The sequence below is a fragment of the Ideonella sp. A 288 genome (genome assembly GCF_002198735.1).
Classification (GTDB): domain Bacteria; phylum Pseudomonadota; class Gammaproteobacteria; order Burkholderiales; family Burkholderiaceae_C; genus Pseudaquabacterium.
Window position 1 is genome coordinate 101879 of record NZ_MWLO01000145.1, and the last position, 22678, is coordinate 124556.

At 71.1% G+C, this 22678-nt stretch carries 16 protein-coding genes; 4 read left to right on the plus strand and 12 right to left on the minus strand.

Annotated features, from left to right (window positions below):
• Positions 1 to 17: 17 nt before the first annotated feature.
• From EOINJALH_RS24215 to EOINJALH_RS24265, 11 genes are all read right to left on the minus strand, one after another.
• Positions 18 to 455 (minus strand): hypothetical protein, encoded by a 438-nt coding sequence (locus tag EOINJALH_RS24215; protein WP_088284980.1) that lies wholly within the window; start codon positions 453 to 455, stop codon positions 18 to 20.
• A gap of 80 nt (positions 456 to 535) precedes the next feature.
• Complete coding sequence (locus EOINJALH_RS24220; protein ID WP_088284982.1) at positions 536 to 1249, minus strand: hypothetical protein; 714 nt, start codon at positions 1247 to 1249, stop codon at positions 536 to 538.
• Positions 1250 to 1411: 162 nt separating this feature from the next.
• Positions 1412 to 1900, minus strand: a complete 489-nt coding sequence (locus EOINJALH_RS24225; RefSeq protein WP_088284984.1) for a nucleoside deaminase — start codon at positions 1898 to 1900, stop codon at positions 1412 to 1414.
• Positions 1901 to 1982: 82 nt separating this feature from the next.
• Positions 1983 to 3761, minus strand: coding sequence for a sensor histidine kinase (locus EOINJALH_RS24230; protein WP_088284986.1), 1779 nt, complete (start codon positions 3759 to 3761; stop codon positions 1983 to 1985).
• Positions 3762 to 3900: 139 nt separating this feature from the next.
• Complete coding sequence (locus EOINJALH_RS24235; protein ID WP_199873471.1) at positions 3901 to 4734, minus strand: response regulator transcription factor; 834 nt, start codon at positions 4732 to 4734, stop codon at positions 3901 to 3903.
• Positions 4735 to 4779: 45 nt separating this feature from the next.
• Entirely contained in the window at positions 4780 to 7191 is a 2412-nt protein-coding gene (locus tag EOINJALH_RS32920) for a coniferyl aldehyde dehydrogenase (RefSeq protein ID WP_234414012.1), read from the minus strand.
• A 13-nt stretch (positions 7192 to 7204) separates the two neighbouring features.
• Positions 7205 to 7681: a hypothetical protein gene (locus EOINJALH_RS24245; protein ID WP_088284988.1), complete on the minus strand. Its 477-nt coding sequence runs from the start codon at positions 7679 to 7681 to the stop codon at positions 7205 to 7207.
• Positions 7682 to 7740: 59 nt separating this feature from the next.
• Positions 7741 to 9402 carry a hypothetical protein gene (locus EOINJALH_RS24250; protein WP_088284990.1) on the minus strand — a complete coding sequence of 554 codons (1662 nt, stop codon included), beginning with the start codon at positions 9400 to 9402 and terminating at the stop codon, positions 7741 to 7743.
• 59 nt (positions 9403 to 9461) lie between these two features.
• The gene (locus EOINJALH_RS24255) at positions 9462 to 11342 is read right to left on the minus strand and encodes a DUF1302 family protein (RefSeq protein ID WP_088284992.1); all 1881 of its coding nucleotides are present in this window, start codon (positions 11340 to 11342) and stop codon (positions 9462 to 9464) included.
• Positions 11343 to 11456: 114 nt separating this feature from the next.
• Entirely contained in the window at positions 11457 to 12101 is a 645-nt protein-coding gene (locus tag EOINJALH_RS24260) for a LuxR C-terminal-related transcriptional regulator (protein ID WP_144290146.1), read from the minus strand.
• A gap of 213 nt (positions 12102 to 12314) precedes the next feature.
• Positions 12315 to 14519: a tetratricopeptide repeat protein gene (locus EOINJALH_RS24265; protein ID WP_144290147.1), complete on the minus strand. Its 2205-nt coding sequence runs from the start codon at positions 14517 to 14519 to the stop codon at positions 12315 to 12317.
• Positions 14520 to 14779: 260 nt separating this feature from the next.
• Between EOINJALH_RS24265 and EOINJALH_RS24270 the strand changes: the two genes are divergently transcribed.
• The 4 genes from EOINJALH_RS24270 (at position 14780) to EOINJALH_RS24285 (ending at position 21911) form a co-directional block, all read left to right on the plus strand.
• Complete coding sequence (locus tag EOINJALH_RS24270; protein WP_088284998.1) at positions 14780 to 16273, plus strand: hypothetical protein; 1494 nt, start codon at positions 14780 to 14782, stop codon at positions 16271 to 16273.
• A gap of 243 nt (positions 16274 to 16516) precedes the next feature.
• Positions 16517 to 18268, plus strand: coding sequence for a type I secretion system permease/ATPase (locus EOINJALH_RS24275; protein ID WP_088284999.1), 1752 nt, complete (start codon positions 16517 to 16519; stop codon positions 18266 to 18268).
• 39 nt (positions 18269 to 18307) lie between these two features.
• Entirely contained in the window at positions 18308 to 19663 is a 1356-nt protein-coding gene (locus tag EOINJALH_RS24280; protein ID WP_088285001.1) for an HlyD family type I secretion periplasmic adaptor subunit, read from the plus strand.
• Positions 19664 to 19874: 211 nt separating this feature from the next.
• Positions 19875 to 21911, plus strand: coding sequence for a calcium-binding protein (locus tag EOINJALH_RS24285; protein WP_088285003.1), 2037 nt, complete (start codon positions 19875 to 19877; stop codon positions 21909 to 21911).
• A gap of 269 nt (positions 21912 to 22180) precedes the next feature.
• Here the strand turns inward: EOINJALH_RS24285 and EOINJALH_RS24290 are convergent, their stop codons facing one another.
• Positions 22181 to 22627 carry a hypothetical protein gene (locus tag EOINJALH_RS24290; protein ID WP_144290148.1) on the minus strand — a complete coding sequence of 149 codons (447 nt, stop codon included), beginning with the start codon at positions 22625 to 22627 and terminating at the stop codon, positions 22181 to 22183.
• Positions 22628 to 22678: the final 51 nt, after the last annotated feature.

The following is a 22678-nucleotide window of genomic DNA, read 5'->3' on the forward strand; positions in this document are numbered from 1 at the left end:
GCTCACGGGCCTTGTGGTCAGACGCTGCGCTGCAGCTCGGCGCGCAACCGCGGGCTGATGCCCGGCGCCGAGGCCAGGTCGGCCCAGTACAGGCTGTTGCGCTGGCGCATCAGGTGGTTCAGCTGCAGCAGCATCGGCATGCCGGCGGTGGGCCGCCGCACCGGTGACACCTTGCCGTCCTTGGGCTCGATGCGGAAGGTGAACTGCAGCCGGTAGACCCAGAAGGCCAGGGTCTGGTCGAATTCCCCGTTCAGCACCAGCGGCGGGTTGTCTTCGTAGCCATCGCCCTGTTGTCCGCCGCCGCGGCCGAACTCCAGTGCCGACTTGACCAGCAGTTTCATCAGTTCGACATCGGTGGGCCGGTTCTCCCTGCTCTGGTCGCCGACATGCGCGTCGACATTCCACACAAAAGGCAGGCCAAGGGGCTGGTGGGGCAGCATCAGGCGGTGGGCCATGGGTCGAATCCTCGATCGTGGGTCTTGCCTGGGAACACGCAATGCGGCGCCTGCATCCGCCACGGCGCCGTTGGGAGCGCTCAGGGCGCGCCCTTGAGCAAGGCCTGCAGTTGGGCCAGCGCGGCGCCGTCGACCGCGCCTTTGGCACCGGGCGGCTTGACGGCGTCGCCGTACAGGTAGGCATGGGTGCCGATCACACGCTTGCCGTTGGGCCGTTCCGTGACTTCGAACCTGGAGGCGCTCCCCTTGCCCGGCTTGGTGAAGCCTGTGCTCACGTCCACGTCGGGCTCGTCGCTGACGGCGCGCACCGGCAGGCCGCTGGCGCTGTCGACCCAGACCTTGATGCGCGCCTCGCCGCGGCCCAGGTCGACGCTGAAGGACCACACCTGCGTGGCGCGACCGGCCAGGCGCTCGCCGCCCTTCAGCGTGCACCTGGCCTCGGCCTCGAACGCGGCCAGGTCGGTGGCCAGGTCGCGCTCGGCGGGCGAGTTCAGCGCCACGCGTCGAAAGGTCGGCGAGAAGGCATTGCTGTGCTGCACCGAGCCGATGACGATGCTGTGCACCAGCGTCGGCGCCAGGCCCGCCTTCAGCGCGGCGGCGTCCAGCGGCAGGTCGATCGCGGCGTGCACGCGCGGCTGCGCCAGCCCGGCGCGCACGGCCTTGGCCAAGCCCGCACAGGACGTGTCGGCCGCGTGGCCGTGGCCCGTTGCTGCGGCGAGCGCGACGGCCACCAGCAGGTGACTCAGCCGCCGCGGATCGGCGACGCGACAGGGGCGGGAAGAGATCGAGGCCATGGCGCACTCCTGGAGATGGGCACGGGGACGATTCCCCTGGTCCCGGCTCACGCAGTCCCGGCGCCCGATCCGCCATCGGCCCCGCAAAACCCCGCGCGAAGCGATGCTGCGCGCCCGTGCTCGGCCCTTGCCGCCCTGCCTGCCTGGCAGGGCCATCCCGCGTCAGCGGGCCGCTTGCCAGAAACCGATGTGCAACGCGGTGATCTCGTCCTCGAGCGCGGGGACGGGGCCGACGACCGCGATGGCCTTCTGCCCTGCGGCGAAGACGCTGCGGCACGGCAGGTCGAGCGTGGGGTTCTCGGCATGGTTGCCGGTGAGTTGCAGCAGGCGCTGCTCGCTCATGCCATAGACCAACGCGCCGATGTGCGCCCAATACTGCGTGCCGGCGCACATGGCACAGGGCTCGACCGTGGTCACCAGGGTACAGTGCCATAAGGTCGCGGCATCGAAACGCCGGGCCGCCTCGCGCGCCAACACCGCCTCGGCATGGTTGACGGCGTCCACGTTGCCCTGCTCCAGCAGCACGGTCTGGCCATCGGCCGCCACCAGCACGGCACCGAAGGGGTGGTGGCCCTGCGCCATCGCGGCGCGCGCCACGGCATTGGCGCGGCGCAGGTGGGCTGCTTGCTGGGCGGGCGTGAGGCTGGCCATGACGATCGGATCTGGTTCGGCCCGAGTGTGCCAGCCCTCGCGCCGCCATGTCGACGGCGGCGCGCCGATCGCGGACGGGGCGCTACAGCCCTGACTGCCTGATGCGCGCGGCGTCGGGGCCGGCCATCACCACCGAGCCCGTCACCTGGAAACCCCGGTCGGGCCGCGATTGCATGGCCAGGTGCCCACCCACGGCGGCAATGCGTTCGCGCATGTTGGCCAATCCCTGCCCGCCGGTGGCACGCGCGGTGCCTGCAGACACGACACCGTCGTCCTCGACGCTGAAGTGCAGCGTGTCGGCAATGCGCTGCAGCGTGACCTGCGCCGTCGCCGCCGGGCCGCCATGCTTGGCGGCGTTCTGCAGGGCCTCCAGGCAGCAGAAGTAGACGGCGCGCTCGATCGCGGGATCGCAGCGGCCGATGTCGCCGAACGACGTTCGCGTCGGTATCGGCGAGCGCTGCGCCACTTCGGCCAGCGCGAAGGCCAGACCACGTTCCAGCAGCAATGGCGGCACCACGCCGTGGGCATAGGCCCGCAGATCGGCGATCGCGGCCTCGACGTCGCCGCCCATCTCGTCGACCAGCGCGGCCACGCGCCGGGGGTCCTGCTGAAGCAGGCGGGAGGTCACGCTGAGCTTCATGCGCAGCGCGATGAGGCGTTGCTGCGCGCCGTCGTGAAGGTCTCGTTCGATGCGGTGGCGCTCAGCCTCGACGGCCGACGCGGTGCGGGCACTCGAGGCCTTCAGTTCGGCCTCGAGCCGGTGGCTCTCCAGCGCCACCAGCATGGTGCTGGCGACCGATTCCACCAGGGTCGGCTCTTCGAGCAACGCGACGTCGTGCACCAACGCGGCCACGGGTTGCCCCGCGCTGTCGCGCACCAACGTCGCCGCGCGACCTTGCTCCGAGGACGGGTACGGCAGGGCGAGCGGCAGGCCTTCGGCGTCGACCCACTGGTCGCGGTCCTTGATCCAGTAGGCGATCTTCAAGGAATCGTCGCCCAGCGCGTCGGCCATGACGCGCCGCAGTTCGTGCATGTCGGGCCGTTCGCGCAGCCCGCTCACCAGTCTCTGCAACGCACGCGCGGTGTAGAGGCGCCCGCGCAGCAAGCCCAGTGCAATGGCCAGCGGAACGGCGAAGAAGGTTGCCGTGAAGGCGAGCCGGCTGCCGGCGCCGCTGCCGACGAGGAAGATGGCCGTCACCGAGGCGCGGGCAATGGAGGCCAGAAGCAAGGGCGCAAGCGCACGGCGCATCAGGGGCGTGGCCCGTCGCAGGCGGTTGAACAGCACGGCCGCCGTGGCCATCAGCACCGCGGCGCCGACGACCCGCAACGACAGGCTCAGGGCGCGTGCGAGCTCGGGCATCTCGGCCACGAACAGCACGTTGCGCGGGCAATCGTCGCGGCACAACAGCATGGGCCCCGCAATGGGGAACTGCGCCGACAGCATCGCGCTGGGCACCCACAACAGCAGCACGGCCAGCGCCGCCGAGATGACCAGCGTGCGCTCCAACCGTCCCGACAGGCGGCCACTCGGAAACGACAGCATGATCCACACCAGAAGCACCTCTGCCGCCGGACGTGACGCTCGCGCCAGGGTGAACAACACGGGGTTGCGCGAGGCCTGGAACGCCAGCAGCACGTAGATCGTGGCCAGAGCGAACAGCAGCCGGCCCATCGGTCGGTCGGGATAGCGCACCTGCACGGCCACGGCCACACCCCACACGATCAGCAACCCGAGACCCGCCTGCGCGGCGTTGAGCAAGCGCTCGGCGTCGTGTCCCTCCAGGATCACGGTCACGACAACGGTCGCGAGCGCCAGACCTGGCAGGCCCAGCAGCAGCCGATCGCGCAGGTTCGATGTCACCGGTCCATCCTCCTGCGGCGCACCTCGGAGCTCTCCGTCCAAGGGTCACCGACGCCAAGTCGTCGGCGCCTCGGCTGCCTCACCGGACTGACGTCCGCGCTGCGAGCTTCGAGAGCCGCGCCCGGCGCGCCGAGGCCGCTCATGCCTCGCGCTGCGCGAGGAACAGCAGCGTGGCGTGCACACGGCGGCTGATGGTCTCGTCGTTCGCCAGCCCGAGCCGGCCGAAGATCTCGCTGACGTGCTTCTCCACCGCCCGCAGCGTGAGCTGGCGATCGAGGGAGATCGCCAGGTTGCTCTTGCCCTGCGCGACGTCGGCCAGGATCTCGCGCTGACGCGGGGTCAGGTCCTGCAGCGGCGAATGCTGTCGCTGTCGGCGGCGTGACACCAGTTCGTCGATCAGGCGCGTGTCGATGCGGCATTCGCCGGCGGCCACGGCAGTGATCGTCGAGACGATGTGATCGAGGTCGTGGATGCGGTCCTTGAGCAGGTAGCCTCGGCCGGCGGCGCCGCTGGCGAGCAGTTCGGCGGCGTACTGCGCACTTTCGTGCTGGCTGAGCACGACCACCCCCAGGCGCGGGTGCGTGCGGCGCAATCGCTCGGCGATCTGCATGCCTTCGTCGGTCTGCGTCGGCGGCATGCGGATGTCGGTGACCACGACATCGGGCGGGTCGGCATCCACGGCCGCCAGCAGCGACGGGGCGTCGGCATGCGCCCCCACCACATGGACGGCAGGTGCCAGCGCAAGCACCTGCTGCAGGCCTTCCCGGATGAGGAAGCTGTCGTCGGCGATGAGCACGCGAACCCGATTCCCGGCTGCGCTTGCTGCGGCGGCCGGCGTGGGGCCGGTGGATCGTGCGTGGTTCAAGCGATGGCCTCCGATCATGGCGCGCCGCCGCACCGGCGAAGGGCCCATGCACGGCACCTTCGAGGCCAGTCTACCCGGCGACGGCGCAGCCCGATTGACCTGATTCATGGCCTCCGCCACGCGACCAGGCCGGACAAGTCGAGGCGGGGCGCCTCACCGGGTCAGATGGGCCAGCACGCGATCGGCCAGCCTGCGGTACGGTGGCCACAGGACCTGCAGCGGGCTGAATCGCGCCTGGTAGAAGACGGGACGCATCTTGGAGAAGGTCTCGAACCCTTCGCGACCGTGGTAGTGCCCCATGCCGGAGGCACCCACCCCGCCAAAAGGCAGGTCGTGCTGCCCGACGTGGAACAGCGCGTCGTTGACGGACACGCCGCCGGACATCACCCGATCCAGCAGCATCTGCACGGTGTGGCGATCGTGGCTGAACGGGTACAGCGCCAGCGGGCGCGGACCGGCGTTGATGCTGGCCGCCACCTCGTCGAGCCGGGCATAGCCACGCAGCGGCAGGATCGGACCGAAGATCTCCTGCTGCATCAGCGCGCAATCCTCGGGCGCGTGCAGCACCACGTGCGGCGCGATCTTGCGCGTGTCAGCGTCCCAGGCCGGGCCGGGCAGCAGCGGCACCAGCGTGGCGCCACGCGAGCGGGCTTCCTCCAGCGCGGCGACGAGTCGGTCGAAGGCGCTGCGATCGATGATCGACGTGTAGTCCGGACTGTCGAGCCGCGGGTAGCGCCGGGCCACGATCTCGCGCGCCAGCTGCACGAACTCGTCGATGCGCCCGTGGGGCAGCCACGCGTGATCGACCGTGGTGCAGATCTGGCCGGCATTCAGGCACTTCACGAACAGGATGCGTTCGGCCGCCACCTTCAGAGGGAAGCCCTCGCAGACGATGGCCGGGGACTTGCCGCCGAGTTCCAATGTCACCGGACACAGGTTCCGGGCGGCGGCAGCCATCACGGCACGCCCGGTGCGGCCCGAACCGGTGAGCAGCAGGTGGTCGAACAGCAGCTTGGAGAACTCGACGCCGACGCCGCCGCTTTCGTCGAAGAAGCGAAGCTTCTCGGGTGGAAAGTAGCCCGGCATGCGCTCGATCAGCAGCGCGGCAAGGTGGCGCGAGTGCTCGCTCATCTTGACCATCGCGCGGTTGCCGGCGGCGAAGATGCTGGACAGCGGGACCAGGCTCAGGTTGACCGGGAGGTTCCACGGCACGATGACCCCCACGACGCCCAGCGGCTGCGGGATCACGCGGTTGCACGCACCGAAGAAGTGGCGCCAGTCGACACTTCGGCGCTGCGGCGTCATCCATCCACGCAGGTGCCCGATGGCATGGTCGATGCCGTCGATGGCCGGAGCGATCTCGGCCAGCAGGGTCTCGTGGCGCGAGCGATGGCCGTAGTCGGCACTGACGGCGTCGCACAGCGCGGCCTTGTTCTCGCGGATGAACCGCTGCAAGGTGCGCAGGTCCGTCGTGCGCTCGCGCAGGCCGGGCACGGGTGCGCCAAGGCAAGCCTGGCGCTGCGCGGCGAGTGCGGCGTGCAGGGGGCCCGCCAGGCGAAGGTCGGTCAGGTCCATGGCGTGTCCCGAGGGGTGCCCGGTACCCGTGTCGCGACACGCGCCACCGGGGTGGTCAACGCTTCTCCAACTGGCAGGGCACGGCGATCTCGAAGGCCGAAGGGCTGATGTAGCGGCCCTGCGGAAAGTAAGCCCCCATGTCCTTCGCCTCATCGCCCACCTGCCGGATGTTCTGCACGGCGTGCTTGAACTCGCCGATCCCCCCCCCAGCATGTGGCGCAGCTGCAGCACGGTCACGTCCGCGTCCACGGCCCCGTCGCCGTCGTCGGCCATCGGCAGCCAGGCGATGCCGCACTGGGGGATGGCGTTGCGCGGGCGATCGGCGGCACGGCTCACCACGATGGTGTAGAAGCCGTCGGGGCCGACCGGCACGTGCTCGTCGTGCGCGCACTGGTTGACGCGTGTGTTGGCGAAGCCCTGGTTCGAGCAGAACGACCAGTAGCGCAGGTCGCCGCTGCCCATCGTCGGCTCGCCGTTGACGGTCCTGGGTGTGGTCGGTGCCTTGCCGCGCACCACGAACACCTTGCCCAGCTTGCGGTTCAGGATGGCGCGGATGTACTGGTTGTCCAGGTTCGGGTAGAAGCCGCCTTCGCTGCGGCGCGCGCCGGCCTTGGGTGGCGTCCCGGTGTAGATGCCGTACAGCGCGTCGCGATCGAGCTGCTGGTGCCAGGTGGGCGGGTTCGTCGCCGGATGGACCGGCGAGAACCTGGCCGCCGCGGCCAGCAGTTCGTGGTACTTGTTCATCGGCACGGCCATCGCCGCCGGGTCGAGCTGCAGGGGCTGGCGCGTGCGCAGCGCGGTGCACGTCTCGGCCCCCCTCAGCACCTTGCCATCGGGCATCGTCAACACCGGCACGGGCAGGCCGGCGCCAGCGGTCTCGTCGGTGCCCTTGTCGGCCACGTAGATGCGGTACAGGATGACCTGCTGCCCCGGGGCAGTACCGTACCGTGGGGTGTGGAGTCGGTCGCGCGTCTGGCCGACGAGGTTCATGCCCGTGGTCTGCTTAGGGTCGGGACGGCCGTCGACGACGTCGAGGCTGTAGTCCCGCCGGGCCGCACTGCGGTCGGCCCCCGGGCAGGAAGGGATTCACCGAGCCGGCCAGCGGCTTGATCAGGTAGTCGGCCACGGACTCGATCGGGCGGCCCGCTTCGTCGTAGCTGATGAACGACATGTAGCGCGAGTGCGCGAACCGGCCCTCGATGCTGAGCCTGGCACCCTGCGGCACGGTGAAGGTGGCCGCCCAGTAGAACGTGGCGGTGTCGGGGTAGGCGATGTTGAGGTAGGGGTCGCCACTGGCCGGGCCGCGCGACCAGAAGCAGCTGCGCGGACCGGGGATCGGGTCCTTGCCGGCGGAGACGGCCTGCACGGCGTCTGCCGCCAGCCGATCCGGCGCGATGATCTGGGCCGAGACCGGCGGCGCGAGCGTCGCCACGCAGGCCGCCAGGGTGCCCGCCAGCCGGGCGATCGGGGACGAGGTCATGGGTGTTTCCTTGTTGCGGGGATGGTGTGCATGGGTCCGGCGGGAGTCGCGCGGCGCCGCTACGGTCTGGCCATCGCTGCCAGCCGCTCGGTGTCCACGGGACACCCCAGGGCCTCGAAGCGCGCCCTGTCGCGCAGGTTGATGACATGCGGCAAGTAGGGCCCCATGGCCTCGGCTTCGCCATGTCCCTGCCTGACGTCGAACCAGCTGTGGCTGAACCCCGGGTTCACTTGGGTGTGGCGGTTGATGACGACGCCGAAATCCTGCGAACCGCCCGGGATGCCGTCACCGTTGCCGTACTCCATCCACACCACGCCACAGTGCTCGGTGGCATTGGCCGGACGGTCGGGGGCACGCGAGACGACCACGTTGAAGGCGCCACGCCGGTCGATGACGGGCCGAACGTTCTCGTCGGTGACGCAGTCCACCGTGTTGCCCACGGGCGGCGCCGTCGACGTGCACAGCGACCAGTAGCGCATGTCGGCGTCGTGCGCCATCGGTGCGCCGTCACCATGCCACGTGCTCGGGGTGCTGGGCATCCTGCCGTGCACCACGTACACCTTGCCGTAGGCCTGGCTCAGGTAGGTGAACCCGTAGCGGGTCGCCGGGTTGCTCCAGAAGCCCCCTTTCTCCACGGCCAGGGCGTCGCTGGGCAGGGCCGGAAAGAAGGTCTGCAGGATGAGGTGCTCGCGGTTGTAGAACTTCACCATCGGCGCCACGTCGAAATCACGCGCCGGTGTGCGATCGGCCGGCCGCCAGGGCAGCCTGTTCAGCGCCATCCACAGGCCCTTGGACACCGTCAGCGGCACCTGCTTGCCGCGCAGCGGTGCATGGGTGGCGGCACAGGCCTGCGCGTCCTTCAGCACCGTGCCGTCGGCCAGGTGAAGCTCGACCTCGGGCACGCCGACGCCCCCGGTCCAGTCGATGCTGCGGTCGGGCACGTAGTTGCGCATGTGCATGCCGATGGCGTCGCCGGGCTCGGCCAGCGTGTAGATCGTGTTCCGCGGCCTGCGGTCAGGGGGATTCCCGTTGACGATCGACAGGGTGTAGCGGCGCAGGTCGACGTCGCGCCGCACGCCGCGTCGGTAGGGGTTGGACGAGCCCGGGTCGGGATGGATCTCGACGTCGGCCAGGCCGTCGCGCGGCACGCCGTCTGCCGTGTAGGTGACGAAGCTCCAGTGCCGCAGGTGCGGGAACTCGCCCTTCATCACGATCCTGCCGCCCGCCGGAATCCGGAACCAGGCCGTGCTGAAGGTGTTGCCGATGTCCGGGAACTGGTTCTCCAGCCCGTAGTCGTCCGGGTCGGTCGTGTAGTAGCCGGTGCGCAGCTTGGGTCCGGGCCAGAAGCAGTTCCTGATGGCGTTGTTGGCGAACACGTTGTCGCGGCGCGCGATGTCGGTCGATCGCTCGGGCGGCATCGGCGGCAGGATGAAATCGTTGCCCAGGCTGCCCATCACGTAGCCGTCGGCACGTGGCACGGGCCCGCCGCGCGGGGTTTGCGGCAGCGCGCGTGCGCGGGGATCGTCGTCGGACCGCTCGCCGATGGCACCGCCGGCGCCCGGTTCGCCGGACGCCGGCGCAGGCCAGGTGTAGGCGCCATGGGTCGGGCGGCCGACGCCGCCGTCGTCGCGCGCCAGGCGCTCGACCCACAGGCTGAGTGCCAGGCCCAAGGCGAGGCCCAGGCCCGCGACCCAGGCCAGGGCTCGCATGGTGGTGCTCATGTGCAGGTGTCCCGGCGCGTGCTCGGTGGTGGCATGGGTCCGTCGACCGCCTGGCGCCCTCAGAACCGGTAGCCCAGGCACAGCGACGCCGTGCTGCGGTCCTTGGTGTTGTTGTAGGCGCCGCCCCAGGTGGGCTGCCAGGCCAACTCGGCAACGAAGGCCTTGCGGTACTCGGCCTTCAACGACAGCACCGCGAACTGGCGGCCTTCGTTGATCGACCCGTCCTCGGACCAGCCACTGAGGTCGTGCCCGAAGCTCAGGCTCGGCGTGACGTCGAGCCCGGCCAGCGTCCCGGGATAGCGGAGTCCGGCGCGCAGGCGGTAGGCAACGGCGTTGGCCGACACGTAGCCGTCGAGGGCGCAAGTCTTGGCGCCAGCCGTGGCCGGGCATGCCGACGCGCCCACCGGCGCCTGCCCGTAGACGTCGGACCGGCGAAAGCGCATGACCGCTGGGTCGGGCAGATCGGGCACGTTCTTGATGGCCAGTTCGGCGGCCACGTTGCCCCCGGCCGCGCCCAGGAGGGCCGGCAGGCCATGCACGACCGCGAGGTTCAGTTGCACGGCCTTGTGACGCTCGTAGGCGTCGAACCGGGCTCCTGCGGCCAGTGCGGTGACGGCGGCGCGCAATGGCGTGGGACCAGCGGCGGACGCGAAGGCGTTCAGCAGGTCGATCGTGTTGTACTGGTAGGGCTGGTTCGGACGGTAGGTCAGTTCGGCCAGGACCGTGCCGGCCGGCAGCTTCCGCTCGAGCGTGACGCCCAGCACCCGGATGCGCTCGGGGTAGGACACGAAGTACTGCGGATTCAGGCCCCCGGGATCCCTGGGCACGAAGGGCGCCCCAGTGCGCAGCGATTTGATCGCGGCGAGGTAAGGCACCCGCGAGTGGAACTGCACCACGTACACGCCCAGTTCGGCCCCGATGGCGTCGACCGTCTGGCGCAGGCCCAGGCCGTACTGACCCGAATCCGAGGCCATGACGTCGCCAGCCCGCTTGAGGAAGGTGCCTGCCGCGATCGACGCCGGATCGGAACCCACCCCCAGAAGCCCCTTGTCGCAGCCGCCGGCCACGAAATCGTTGGCGGAGTAGAACGTTCCGCAGCCAGGCAGCGCCGAGGCGCGGAAGCCGGCCTGCACGAAGGCATCGACGGTGGTCGACGGCGTGACGGCGACCCGCGCGCTCACCGCCGGGACGGGGATCCGCCCCTCTTCGGGCAAGGCGCCGGCACGGCGGGCGGCGTTCTGATCGCGCGGTGACAGGTCGCCCAGGCCGCCCGGGGTGGTGAAACGGCTGCCCCAGTCGAGCTTCTGCAGCCCGGCCTTCCAGTCCAGCGAGCGGCCGCCCAACTCGGCGTGGCCGAAGGCGTACACGTCGCCCGCCACGACGCCGGAAAACCTGGATCGGGAGGCGAAGCCACCGTCGTTCAGCGGTGCACCCGCGGCGTAGCCATTGGGCAGGTGGCCGAACGGGCGACCTCCGTCACTCAGGGCGACGTCATGCCAGGCCTGTGCCTGGGCCACGGCCCCGAGGCCGTCACGCCGGTAGGCGAACTCGATCAGGCCCTTGAGCGCTCGCGATACCGCATCACCATGGCCGAAATTGAGGTTCCCATCGTCCTGGTTCTTGCCACCCACGCCAGCACCGGTGATGCCGACCAGAGCCGCATTGGGCGCCGGGATCAGTTCCGCGTCCCGGTGGTCGGCGCGGATCACGGTGCCGGCAAAGACCGACCCGGTGACGGTGAGGCGACCCCCGGCGATGTCGACGTCAGCGGCCAATGCGGGCCCTGCGGCGACGACGAGGGCTGCTGCAGCGTCGCGGTGGGCATTGGAGAAGGGCGTGCGGTACCCGGTGGCTCCGGGTGGGCTGGATGGCCTGGACGCGTGCGGGCGGCCTCGGTCGATCGATGCGCCTCTGTGGGTCGCCGGCCTGGCCGGGACCATGTCCGCAGGGCCTGGCGTCCGAAATGGGGCCTCCTCCTCCGCGACGGTTCGGGTTTCTGGCGCGCAGGACCTGCGATGCGGCGACGCTCCGTTGGCACGGCACGAGGCCGGTCGCTACTCGAGGCAGACGAGGTTGTTGCGCAACGCCGCGAGCACGGCGCCGGTGCGGTTGTCCGTCCCCAGCTTCGACAGGACGTTGCCAATGTGGTACTTGACGGTGGGGATGGCGATGCCGAGTCGGCCAGAGATGTCCTTGTTGGACAAGCCCAGGGCCATCAACCGGAGAAGATCACGCTCGCGCGCGGTGAGGTCGGAACCCATCTCGCAACTGTCGATGGCAGGGCGCGCGCTGGGACCCGACCGCGGCGCGGCGCCCGACAGGTCGTGCCAGGAGACCATCGCGGCCAGCATCACGTCCCGAGGCGACGCAGCGCGCGTCAGGAACATGGCGACACCGGCGACGCGCGCGCGCAGCAGCGTGTCCATGTCCAGCGAGTCGGCCACGACGACCACCTGAGCTTGCGGCAGCTGCGTCCTCAGGGTACGCACCTGGGTGACCAGTTCCTCGCCGGAATGGCCCGTCGAGCACAGGAAGACGACGTTGGGCGACAGCGCGGGCGCGAGTTGAAGCGCGTCGTGGAAGTCGTCGCATTCACCGGCCACGGCCAAGCCGGTGCATGCCGACAGGGTGCCGATGAGCCCGACGCGGAACATCGGCTGCTTGTCGATCACGAAGACGCGAATGGGGGGTGCTGGCACTCTGATGGCCCGTGCAGGTTTGGACCGCCTCTTTGTGAACCGTGCGGTGTGGCGGCCACGTCGGCGGCAGGAATCCGCCGAACTGCATCGTGCGGCACTGCGATGGACGCGGAAAGGGGGCTGGCACGAGCGCCAGGGTTCGGGTTTCTGGTGTGTCGCCCCACCGGGCGATCAATTCACCGAGGACGGGGCACGCGGCGGCCCGTCCCGCGTTCAGGCGTCCTCGGGCAACTGGTACCGCGTGCTGGGCCCCCGGCCCTCCTGCACCAGCAGGCCCCGCGCGGCCAGCTGACCCAGCAGCTTAGAGGCGGTGGCCAGGCCCACGCCGCACAGCGGCGCGCACAGGCTCTTGCTCAGCGCGCCGTCGGTCAGCAGGTGGGTCAGCAGCGCGGCGCGGGCCGGCGCCGCCAGCAGGTCGCCGGCCTGCTGGCGCCACCGCTCGGCCAGCCGTTGCTGCCGGCTCTGCGCGTGCGCGAAGGTCTGCTGCAACTGGCCGAACTCGGCGTTGAAGCGGTCGCCCAGGCCATGGCGCTCGATCAGCGCCACCGCAGCCTCGCGCTCCTTCACCGACACCGCCAGGTAGGCCCGGGCGATGGCCAGGTGGGCGGCCACCTGCTCCTCGGGCGGCAGCGGCAGCGCCAGCGCCGCGCGCTGCCGTTGCACGGCCAGCAGTTCCGGGAAGTGGGCGGCGAATTCACCGGGCAGCAGGCGATCCAGGTTGTCATCGTCGCGCGGGCCCAGGATGTCGCGCTTCAGGCGCCGGGCGGCCTCGGCGGGCGCCGCGTCGCCCTGGGCCGGCCACGCCGCCAGAGCGGCCGCGGTGTGGGCATCGCCCTGAAGCTCGTCGTCGGCACGGTCCAGCGCCTGGAAGCGCTTGTAGTAGGCCTCGGCCAGGTTGTAGTGGGCGCGCCAGACGAGCACGCCAAGCTGGGCCCGGCCGGCGAGCTGCAGCGTCTGCTCGTAGTGCGCGATGGCGGCATCCCAGCGGCTTTGCCAGAAGTAGGCGGCGCCCAGGTTGAGGTGCGTGGCGGCCACGGTCTCGGGCTCGACGGCGAAGTGCTCGGCCATTTCCAGCACGTGCTTCGAGCATTCGATGGCCCTGGCGAAGTCCTTGGCCTCGCCGTGGATGAGCGCCAGGTTGCCATGGGTCTTCAGGAGGCCCTGCTGGTCGCCCAACCGCTGGTAGAGATGGAGGGCGCGGTACTTGTGCTCCAACGCCCGGCTGAGCTGGCCGCTGCGGCGCCAGTATTCGCCCCAGGTCTGCGCCAGCAGCGCCTGGGCCTCCAGGGCCCGCGGGCTGTGGTCGTGCAGGGCCTGCGCACGCTCGAGCAGAGGACCGGCACGCGGGTCGTTGTGCAGCAGGTACCACCAGGCCAGGCGAACTAACGTGTTCGAGCATTCGTCGAGCAGCGCTCCGTCGGCCGGCGCGGCGGTGTCGGGCACGCCGGCCTCGCGCAGGTGGTCGGCGCTGTCCTGGAAGCAGGCGAACGCGCGGTCGGGGTCGCGCACCTCGTGATGGCGGCCCAACGCGCCAAAGGCGCGTCCCAGCAACAGCGCATCGCCGGCCGTGTGGGCCAGGCGCAGCGCACGCTCGCAGGCCTGGCACTCGGCCGGGGCGTCGCCGCGCACGCGCCACAGCGCCGCCTCGGCCAGCGCCAGTTGCACCTGCTGTGCAGGATCGGCCGGCAGGGCGGCAGCCTCGTGGAGCAGGATGTCGGTGTCCGGGTGGCGTGCCAGCGGCACGGCGAAGCGCTGCAGGCACACGATGAAGCCGGCCGCGTCTGCGGCGTGCAAGGCATGCCACAGCGCCGCCACGCCGTCCTGCGCCGACATCGCACGCGCGGCCTGCCGGCGGTGCCAGGCCACCCGGGCGTCCGCACCGCCGTGGCCCAGCAGCGCGTGCACCTCGTCCTGCAGCGCGCGCTGCCGCTTCAGCAGCCCCGGCCCGTGCAGCGGCCGCGCCAGGGCCTGGGCCAGCAGGCGCCGGCCGCGGTCCACGCTGCGGTAGAAGGTGCTCGGCGCCACGTCCCACAGGCCGCACAGCCGATCGGCCGGCGCGTCGGTGGGCTGGGCGCGGTAGTGGGCGGGCAGGGACGGCACCTCCAGCAGGCCCTGGTGGCTGGCCAGTGCCAACAGGGCCCGCCAGTCGGGCGTGGGTTGCAGCCAAAGGGCCTCGTCGATGCCGCCGAGACCGACCTGCCCGTCCGGGCGCAGCTCGGCCAGCAGCGCACGCAGCAGCAGTTGCCACGCCAGCGGCGCGTCGGCATCGGGCGGCACGGCGTCGCCGCCCACGCGCCACAAGGGCGGCAGCAGGCGGTGCGCGCAACGGCGCACCAGGCGCGGCCGTTGTTGCAGCAGCGCTGCCAGCGCGCCGTTGCGATGGGCGGCCAGGAACGCCGTCAACAGTGCCTCGGGCACCGCCATCCTCAGGTGGAGGGATGCCGGTTCAACGGCTGCTGCCAACAAGTTAGGGGGGCGGCGCGAGGCGGGTTCTTGCATCATCCAACGATCGTCCAGCGTGGGAGACGATGCCCGGCGAAAACCTGCGTGTCAATGCAAGCCGTCGGCAACGTAGTGTGTCCTGGCGCCGACATGGCGCGGCCTGCAAGCCGACCGGGCGGACGGCGGGCGGGCAGCCGACCGGCCTCCACCACCGCCCGCTACCGGAGCACCACATCATGCCCTTGGCCCGACTGACCTTTGCACGACCCGGCACGAAACCCGCCCCGCGAGGCATCACGCTGGTGGTGTACGCGCCCTACGGCAGCGATGCCGACCTGAGCGGCTACCCCGACAGCGCCATCAGACCGCTCGACAGGCACCCGCTGCTGCGCCACCTGGCCGCCGTAGCGGCCTGCGGGGTGCACGTGTGCGCGCTGGTCGACCTGATCGACGACAGCACCTGGCTGGTGGAGTTCGAAGCCCACGCGGCGCGACCCACGATCACCTCGCGCTGGAAGCAGCAGATGGACGCGGCGGAACCGCTGCGCGGACTGATCCGTCACGCCTGCGAGAAGCACCCGGGCACGGCGCTGGTGCTGGGCCTGGAAGGGCACGGCGCGGGCTACCTGCCCGAGATCGACCGGCGCGTGCTCACCGCCGCGCAGCTCACCGACAACGGCAGCTTCGAATGGCACCTGGGCAGCGAAGGCGGAGCACCCGTGCTGCCGACCGGATCACCGCTGCTGCCGACAGGCTCGCCCTTGCTGCCGACAGGCTCGCCGCTGCTGCCCACCAGCCACCTGCCCATGTCCACCTGGGCACTGGGCCAGGCCATCGCCTCCGGAATGAAGGGGCAGTCGAACCGGCTGGGGGTGATCTACTTCAACAGCTGCTTCAACCTGTCGGTCGAGGTGTTGCACACCGTCTCGCCGCTGGCCGAGTTCGCCGCCGGCTACGCCAACTACAACTTCTTCACCGCCGGCGAGGCCTACGCGCGGGCCTTCGCCGAGCTCAAGGCACATCGCCACAGCGCGACCACGCGGCAGCTGGCCACCTGGCTGGTCGAGGCCAACGGCCGCATCCTGCAGGAGAAGTCGCACCACCCCACCGTGGGCGGCGTGGTGGCGCTGGACCGCATGGCGCCGATCGCCCGTGGCGTCGATGCGCTGGCCAAGGCAATGATCGATGCGCTCACCGCCGGCGGCCCCGACCAGCACCGCGAGGTGGCCGAGAAGATCCGCAGCGCCATCCGCCGCGCGCAGCAGTACGACACCCACACGCCCGTCCGGCTGGAGGCGCCGGACGAGCTCACCGACCTGGGCAGCCTGGCGCACGAGCTGACCGGCTTCGACGTCAACCCGACGGCCGTGCAGGCGGCGGCGCGGCAGTTGCGCGAACTGCTGGACGGCATCAAGGTCTACGGCGAGGCTGGCGTGCCGTGGATCGCGCCCGGCGTGCACTGGGACTTCTCGCGCCGAGAGCTGTCGATGAACATCCTGTGCCCCGACCCCAATCTCACCGGCCTGTGGGACTGGCGCTCGCCGTTCTACCTGCAGCCCGACGCCGATCGCCTGAAGCCTGCGGTGCAGCCGCACGTGATCGACTTCCTGAAGCAGACGGCGTGGGTGCAGTTCATCATCGAGTACCACCGCCATCGGCCCTTCAAGGGCCTGCGGCCGGCGCTGATCCCGGCCTGCGTGCGCTTCAACCGCGCGCACGCCATGCCCTGACGCGGCACCCCGCCGCCGCGCCGCGTCATCGAACGGGATGACGCGGCGCCCGCAGACCTGCCGCCGCCCCGGTCTGCCCATCGCCACCCCATCGTCTGCACATCGTCTGCACATCGTCTGCACATCGTCTGCATCGTGCAGGCGCACCGGCCGCCTGGCCGCGTCGCCGCGCAACCGTCGCTCCGCTGCAATGAGGCCACCTGACCGGCACCCGCCGCATCAGGCCCCACGCGGAGACCCGACATGCGCTGGCTGCTGACCCCGACGACACGACCCTTCATCGCGATGGCCGCGCTGGCCTCGCTGCTGCTGAACCTGGCGCTGCTGGTGCCGGCGCTGTACATGCTGCAGGTCTTCGACCGGGTGTTCAGCAGCCGCAGCCTCGAGACGCTGGTCATGCTGAGCCTGTTCGCGCTGCTGGCCCTGGGCCTGGCCTTTGCGATGGACCGGGCCCGCGGCCGGCTGCTGGCCCGCGCCAGCCAGGCGGTGGACGACGCGCTGGCCGGCCCGGCGCTGGCCACCGCGCTGGACGACGCCGCCCACGGTCGCACGGCGCCTGCGCGGCTGTCCGGCATGTCCGACGTTGCCCGGCTGCGTCAGTTCCTGGCCGGGCCGGCGGTGCAGGCCCTGTTCGATGCGCCCTGGCTGCCGGTGCACCTGCTGGTGATCCATGCGCTGCACCCGGTGCTGGGCTGGGCCGCCGCCGGCAGCGCGATGCTGCTGTTCGCGCTGGGTTGGGCGTCCGACCGCCTGCTGCAGCAGCGCAGCGCGCAGGCCGGCCTCGACGCCGAACGCGCCAGCCGCCAGATCGACCGGCTGCTGCGCCACGCCGAAGCGCTGCAGGCCATGGCCATGCAGGCCCAGGCGCTGCTTGGCTGGCAGCAACTGCACCAGCAGGCGCAGGCCAGCCAGGCGCATCTCGGCGGCCTGGCCGGCACGCTGGCGGCGCTGGGCCGCGCGCTGCGACAGGCGGTGCAGGTGCTGATGCTGGGCCTGGGCGCCTGGCTGGTGGTGGCCGGCCACGCCTCGCCCGGCATCATGGTGGCCACCACGGTGCTGCTGGGCCGCGCGCTGCAACCGGTGGAGCACCTCATCGCCGGCTGGCGTGCCCTGCTGGACGTGCGCCGCGCCTGGCGCCGCCTGGGCGAGCAGCCGGTGGCGCCATCGACGCTGGCCGCGCCCCGGTTGCCCACGCCGCGCGGCGCGCTGCAGTTCGAGCGCGTGGGTCTGCTGGCCGAAGGTGCGCCGGCGCCGATCCTGAAGGCCTTGTCGCTGCAGGTGGCGCCAGGCGAGTGCCTGGGCCTGATCGGACCCAGCGGTGCCGGCAAGACCACGCTGCTGCGCGCAGCGCTGGGCCTGCGGCGGCCGCAGACCGGCGCGGTGCGACTGGACGGACTGGAGGTCTCCCAGTGGCCAGACGCCTGCTGGGCCGACAGCGTGGGCTACCTGCCGCAGGACGTGGCGCTGTTCGGCGGCACGGTGGCGCAGAACATCGCCCGCCTGGCGCCGGTGGACACCGACGAGGCCCTGGCCGCGGTGGTGGCCGCCGCGCGGCTGGCCGGCGTGCACGAGCTGATCATGCGTTTGCCGCAGGGCTACGACACGGTGCTGGACGACGAGGGCCACGCCCTGTCGGGCGGCCAGCGCCAGCGCATCGGCCTGGCCCGCGCGCTGCACGGCCAACCGCGGCTGGTGGTGCTGGACGAACCCAGTGCCCACCTCGACGCCGACGGCGAGCAGGCCCTGGCCACCGCCCTGGCCGCGCTGAAACGGGCCGGCACCACGGTGCTGCTGGTGTCGCACCGACCTGCCCTGATGCGCCACACCGACACGCTGGCGGTGCTGCGCGATGGCGCCCTGGTGCAGCACGGCCCCCGCGACGCGGTGCTGGCGCAGCTGGCCGGCCACAACGTGACGCCGCTGCGGCCCGGCGCGACGGCCTCCGCGACACCGGACTGGCCGGCCGGCACGGCGGACGCCGCCGCCCGCGCCTGAGGCATCCCGATCCCACCCCACCCGACCCGGAGCCTCCCCATGACGAACGCAACTTCTTCGATGTCGACCGCGACGCTGGCCGACCTGATGCGGCGGCCAGGGCCTGCCGCGGCGCCGGCCACGGGGCTGCGCCGCCTGCAGGCGCAGGTGCTGGTGCCATTGGCCCTGGCCGGTGCGCTGGTGGGTGCCTGGGCGGCCTGGGCACCGCTGTCCGGTGCCGTGGTGGCCTCTGGCCAGGTGCAGGCCACGCTGGGCCGCAAACCGGTGCAGCACCAGGAAGGCGGCATCGTGCGCGAGCTGCTGGTGCGGCCCGGGCAAGCGGTGCAGCGCGGCCAGGCGCTGCTGGTGGTGGGCGACGTGCGCACCGACGCCACGCTGGACCTGCAGCGCAAGGCCGCCGACGCCGAGCGCCTGCGCGTGGCCCGCAGCCGTGCCGAACTGGCACTGGCCAGCAGCTTCGCCCCGCCGCCCGGGCTGGCCGATGGCGGCGACGCCCTGCGGCGCGAGCAGCCGCTGTTCGAGGCCCGGCGCCAGACCCTGGTGCACCAGTTGGCCGCCTTGCAGTCGCAGCAGCGCGATGCACACGCGCGCATCACCGCGCTGGAGGCCCAGCTGGCCAGCACCGACCGGGCCACCCAGCTGGCCGGCGACGAGCTGGGCGTGCAGCGCGAGCTGGTCGACGCCGGGTTCGTGCAACCCGCGCGGCTGCTGGGCATGCAGCGCGCGGTGGCCGATGCGCAGGGCCGCACCGAATCCATCCGCAGCCAGTTGGCCGAGGCCCGCATGCAGGTCGGCGCGCTGGAGCACTCGATGGCGCAGGCCCGCGGCGCCTACCAGCAACGCGCCGCCGACGAACTGAGGGACGCCACCGCCCGCCTGCGCGAACTGGACGACCGCTTGCGACCGGCACAGGACCAGGCCGACCGCCAGACCGTGCGCGCGCCGGTGGACGGCACGGTGATGGCGCTGCGCGTCGGTGCGGTCGGCACCGCGGTCGGGCCGCGCGAGACGCTGCTGGAGATCGCGCCCACCGACGAGCGGCTGGTGGTGGAACTGCGCATCGACCCGCACGACATCGACCACGTGCGCCTGGGCAGCGACGCCGAAGTGCGGCTGACGGCCTTCGACAGCCGCCGCACACGCCTGCTGGCCGCCAACGTGAGCGCACTGTCGCCCGACACCAGTGTGGAGCCGGGTGCCGATCCGCGCGGCCGCGCACCCGGCTACGTCGCGCAGGTGACGGTGCGGCCCGAGGCGCTGGCCAGCCAGCCCGGCCTGCGGCTGCAGCCGGGCATGCCGGCCGAGGTGTTCATCACCACCGCGCCGCGCAGCCTGCTGGATTACCTGCTCGAGCCGCTGGGCCTGTTCGCCCGGCGCGCACTGCGCGAACCCTGAGCCGGAGCACTGCGATGCACCGGTCGACCCATGCCACGCGCCGTTCCGCCGCCCCTGCGGCCGGATCCAGGCGCGTCCCCCGACACCCCCTGACACGGGGTGACCGGGTTGCCCGGACGGGCCAGGACGCGACCTCGTCCTGCCCGATCCCGGGCCACCCGGAATCCATGTCCTTTCATCGACACATCCACATGAATCAGGAGAGACCATCATGACCATCACCATCACCGGCGACGGCTTCAACAACGTCCTCGCCGCCGCGCCGGGCGACAACTACATCCTCCAGGGCCTGGGCGGCGACGACTCGCTGACCGGCAGCACCGGCAACGACACCCTCGAAGGAGGCGCCGGCAACGACACCCTCACCGGCGGCACCGGCGCCGACAGCATGACCGGCGGCAACGACAACGACCTCTACCGCGTCGACAACGTCGGCGACGCGGTCGTCGAAGGCATATTCGGCGGCACGGACACGGTCGAATCGACCATCTCCTTCACGCTGGGCAACTTCGTCGAGAACCTGACGCTCACCGGCATCGGGTCGACCAACGGCACCGGCAACGCGCTGAACAACGTCATCCTCGGCAACCTGGGCAACAACATCCTCGACGGCGGCACCGGCGCCGACACCTTGACCGGCGGCCTGGGCGACGACACCTACATCGTCGACAACACCGGCGACGTGGTGACGGAAAACCCGCTGGAAGGCAATGACACGGTGAAGTCCAGCATCACGTGGACGCTGGGCGCTAACCTCGAAGACCTGGTACTGACTGGCAATGCGGCGATCGACGGCACTGGCAACACGGCGGCGAACAAGATCACCGGCAACGGCGCGGCCAATGTGCTGGCCGGTGGCGCCGGTGCCGACACCATGGACGGCGGCCTCGGCAACGACACCTACTACGCCGACAACCCCGGCGACGTGGTCAGCGAGCAGTTCTCGCTGGGCGGCACCGACCTGGTGTACTCCCGCGCGTCGAGCCTCACGCTCGGTGGGTGGATCGAGAACCTGGAGCTGCAGAACAGCCAGGTCGTCTTCGACCCGGTGACCGGCAACTTCACGCTGCTGCCGGCAGGCGTCAACGGCACCGGCAACGGGCTGGGCAACCTCATCACCGGCAACCTCGTCGGCAACACCTTGTCGGGCATGGGCGGTGACGACACGCTGCTCGGCCTGATCGGTGCCGACACGCTGCTCGGCGGCGACGGCCACGACTTGCTGGACGGCGGCCTGGGCAACGACAGCATGGACGGTGGCATCGGCAACGACGTGTTCGTGGTCGATTCGGCCAGCGACGTGGTGACCGAGGCCGCGGGCGGCGGCATCGACCGGGTGGACTCGTCGGTCGGCTGGACGCTGGGCGCCAGCGTGGAGAACCTGACGCTGACCGGCGCCGCCGCGATCGACGGCACCGGCAATGCGCTGGCCAACGTCATCACCGGCAATGGCGCTGCCAACACCATCGACGGTGGCGGTGCGGGCGACATCCTGCAGGGCCTGGGCGGCAACGACACCTACCTCGTCGACAACGCCGCCGACCAGGTGTTCGAGTTCGCTGGCGGCGGGCTGGACAAGGTCAAGTCCAGCGTCACCTACACGCTGACCGACAGCGACGTCGAGGACCTCGAGCTGACGACCGCGCTGCCGCTCGGCGGCACCGGCAACGTCAGCGACAACACCATCACCGGCAACGCGGCCGGCAACACGCTGCTCGGCCTGGCCGGCGCCGACGTGCTGCTGGGGATGGGGGGCAACGACCTGCTGCAGGGCGGCTTCGGCGCTGACACGCTGGCCGGCGGGCTGGGCGGCGACACGCTGCGTGCAGTGGACGCGGCGGCCGGCGTGAACGACTTCGCCCAGGACGTCTTCGTCTTCAACACCCCGTTGAACGCGGTGACCAACGTCGACGAGATCCAGATGGCCATCTTCGTGGCCGGCGCCGAAGGCGCGGGCGGCGATGACGACATCGCGCTGAACATCGGCATCTTCGGCGGCATGGTGGCGGTGGGCGGCTTCGCGGTCGGCGAACTGAGTCCGGCCTTCTACTTCGAAGGCGCCGGGTTCACCGGCAACGCCGCCAATGCGCCGGTGGGCATCTACAACAACACCACCACCGGCCAGCTGTTCTACAACGCGACCTTTGCGGCGGCAGGCGACAGCACGCTGTTCGCGGTGGTCAACGCCGGTGGCGTGCCGGGCGGATCGGCGATGTTGTCATCGGAGGAGTTCCAGCTGGTGGCCTGACCGGCGTCACCCGCAGCCAGGGCGGTGCACGCTGCGCCGCCCTGGCGCTCGGTGAACGACCCCGCTCGATCCCGGCCCCCCGAACGGCCGAGCTCCCGCGGATGCACCGCGGCAGCCTGCACGCGCAGCGCCGATGCGCCGGGGGCCGCCGCCCTCGACGATCTCCTCGTTTGCGGCCAGCAGTTCCGCGCGCAGGCCATGCCGCCTGGGCTGCAGCACCAGCGCTGTGACGCTGCGGTCGTGCACATTGGCGTGCCCGTGGGCTGGCGCTAGACCGTGCGCTTCAACTCGGCCCGCAGCGCCGCGCTGAGGCCCGGCGCATCGGGCAGGTTCTGGAACAGCACGGGTTGCGCCTTGTGAAAGTGGTAGTTCCACTGTCCCAGCGTCCAGATGTAGGGCGAGCCGTGACCCCGGATGGGGCTGATGATGCCGTCGACCACCTTGCCCGGGTACTGCATGCCGGCTTGCGACGAGAAGATCCTGTACGCCAGCACCGCATCGAACTGGCCATTGAGTTCCAGGCGCACGTTGGCCACGCTGGCGTGCCGGGGGCGGCTCGGCTTGCCGAACGAATCGAGCATGGTGCGCAGGTACTTGATCAACTCGACATCGGTTGGTCGATTGGCACAGGAGGCCAAGTGGCCGACGTGCGCATCGACATTCCAGATGAACGGCAGGCCTTCCGGCTTGCCGGGCAACATCAAACGGTGGGCCATGGTCGATTCCTCCAGAGCTGTGACCTGCCCCTGAACACGCAAAAGCCCGCC

Coding starts and splice junctions, on each gene's coding strand:
- EOINJALH_RS24215 (WP_088284980.1), bottom strand. CDS start 455: ATGGCCCACCGCCTGATGCTGCCCCACCAGCCCCTTGGCCTGCCTTTT.
- EOINJALH_RS24220 (WP_088284982.1), bottom strand. CDS start 1,249: ATGGCCTCGATCTCTTCCCGCCCCTGTCGCGTCGCCGATCCGCGGCGG.
- EOINJALH_RS24225 (WP_088284984.1), bottom strand. CDS start 1,900: ATGGCCAGCCTCACGCCCGCCCAGCAAGCAGCCCACCTGCGCCGCGCC.
- EOINJALH_RS24235 (WP_199873471.1), bottom strand. CDS start 4,734: ATGAATCAGGTCAATCGGGCTGCGCCGTCGCCGGGTAGACTGGCCTCG.
- EOINJALH_RS32920 (WP_234414012.1), bottom strand. CDS start 7,191: ATGAACCTCGTCGGCCAGACGCGCGACCGACTCCACACCCCACGGTAC.
- EOINJALH_RS24245 (WP_088284988.1), bottom strand. CDS start 7,681: ATGACCTCGTCCCCGATCGCCCGGCTGGCGGGCACCCTGGCGGCCTGC.
- EOINJALH_RS24250 (WP_088284990.1), bottom strand. CDS start 9,402: ATGAGCACCACCATGCGAGCCCTGGCCTGGGTCGCGGGCCTGGGCCTC.
- EOINJALH_RS24255 (WP_088284992.1), bottom strand. CDS start 11,342: ATGGTCCCGGCCAGGCCGGCGACCCACAGAGGCGCATCGATCGACCGA.
- EOINJALH_RS24270 (WP_088284998.1), top strand. CDS start 14,780: ATGCCCTTGGCCCGACTGACCTTTGCACGACCCGGCACGAAACCCGCC.
- EOINJALH_RS24275 (WP_088284999.1), top strand. CDS start 16,517: ATGCGCTGGCTGCTGACCCCGACGACACGACCCTTCATCGCGATGGCC.
- EOINJALH_RS24280 (WP_088285001.1), top strand. CDS start 18,308: ATGACGAACGCAACTTCTTCGATGTCGACCGCGACGCTGGCCGACCTG.
- EOINJALH_RS24285 (WP_088285003.1), top strand. CDS start 19,875: ATGACCATCACCATCACCGGCGACGGCTTCAACAACGTCCTCGCCGCC.
- EOINJALH_RS24290 (WP_144290148.1), bottom strand. CDS start 22,627: ATGGCCCACCGTTTGATGTTGCCCGGCAAGCCGGAAGGCCTGCCGTTC.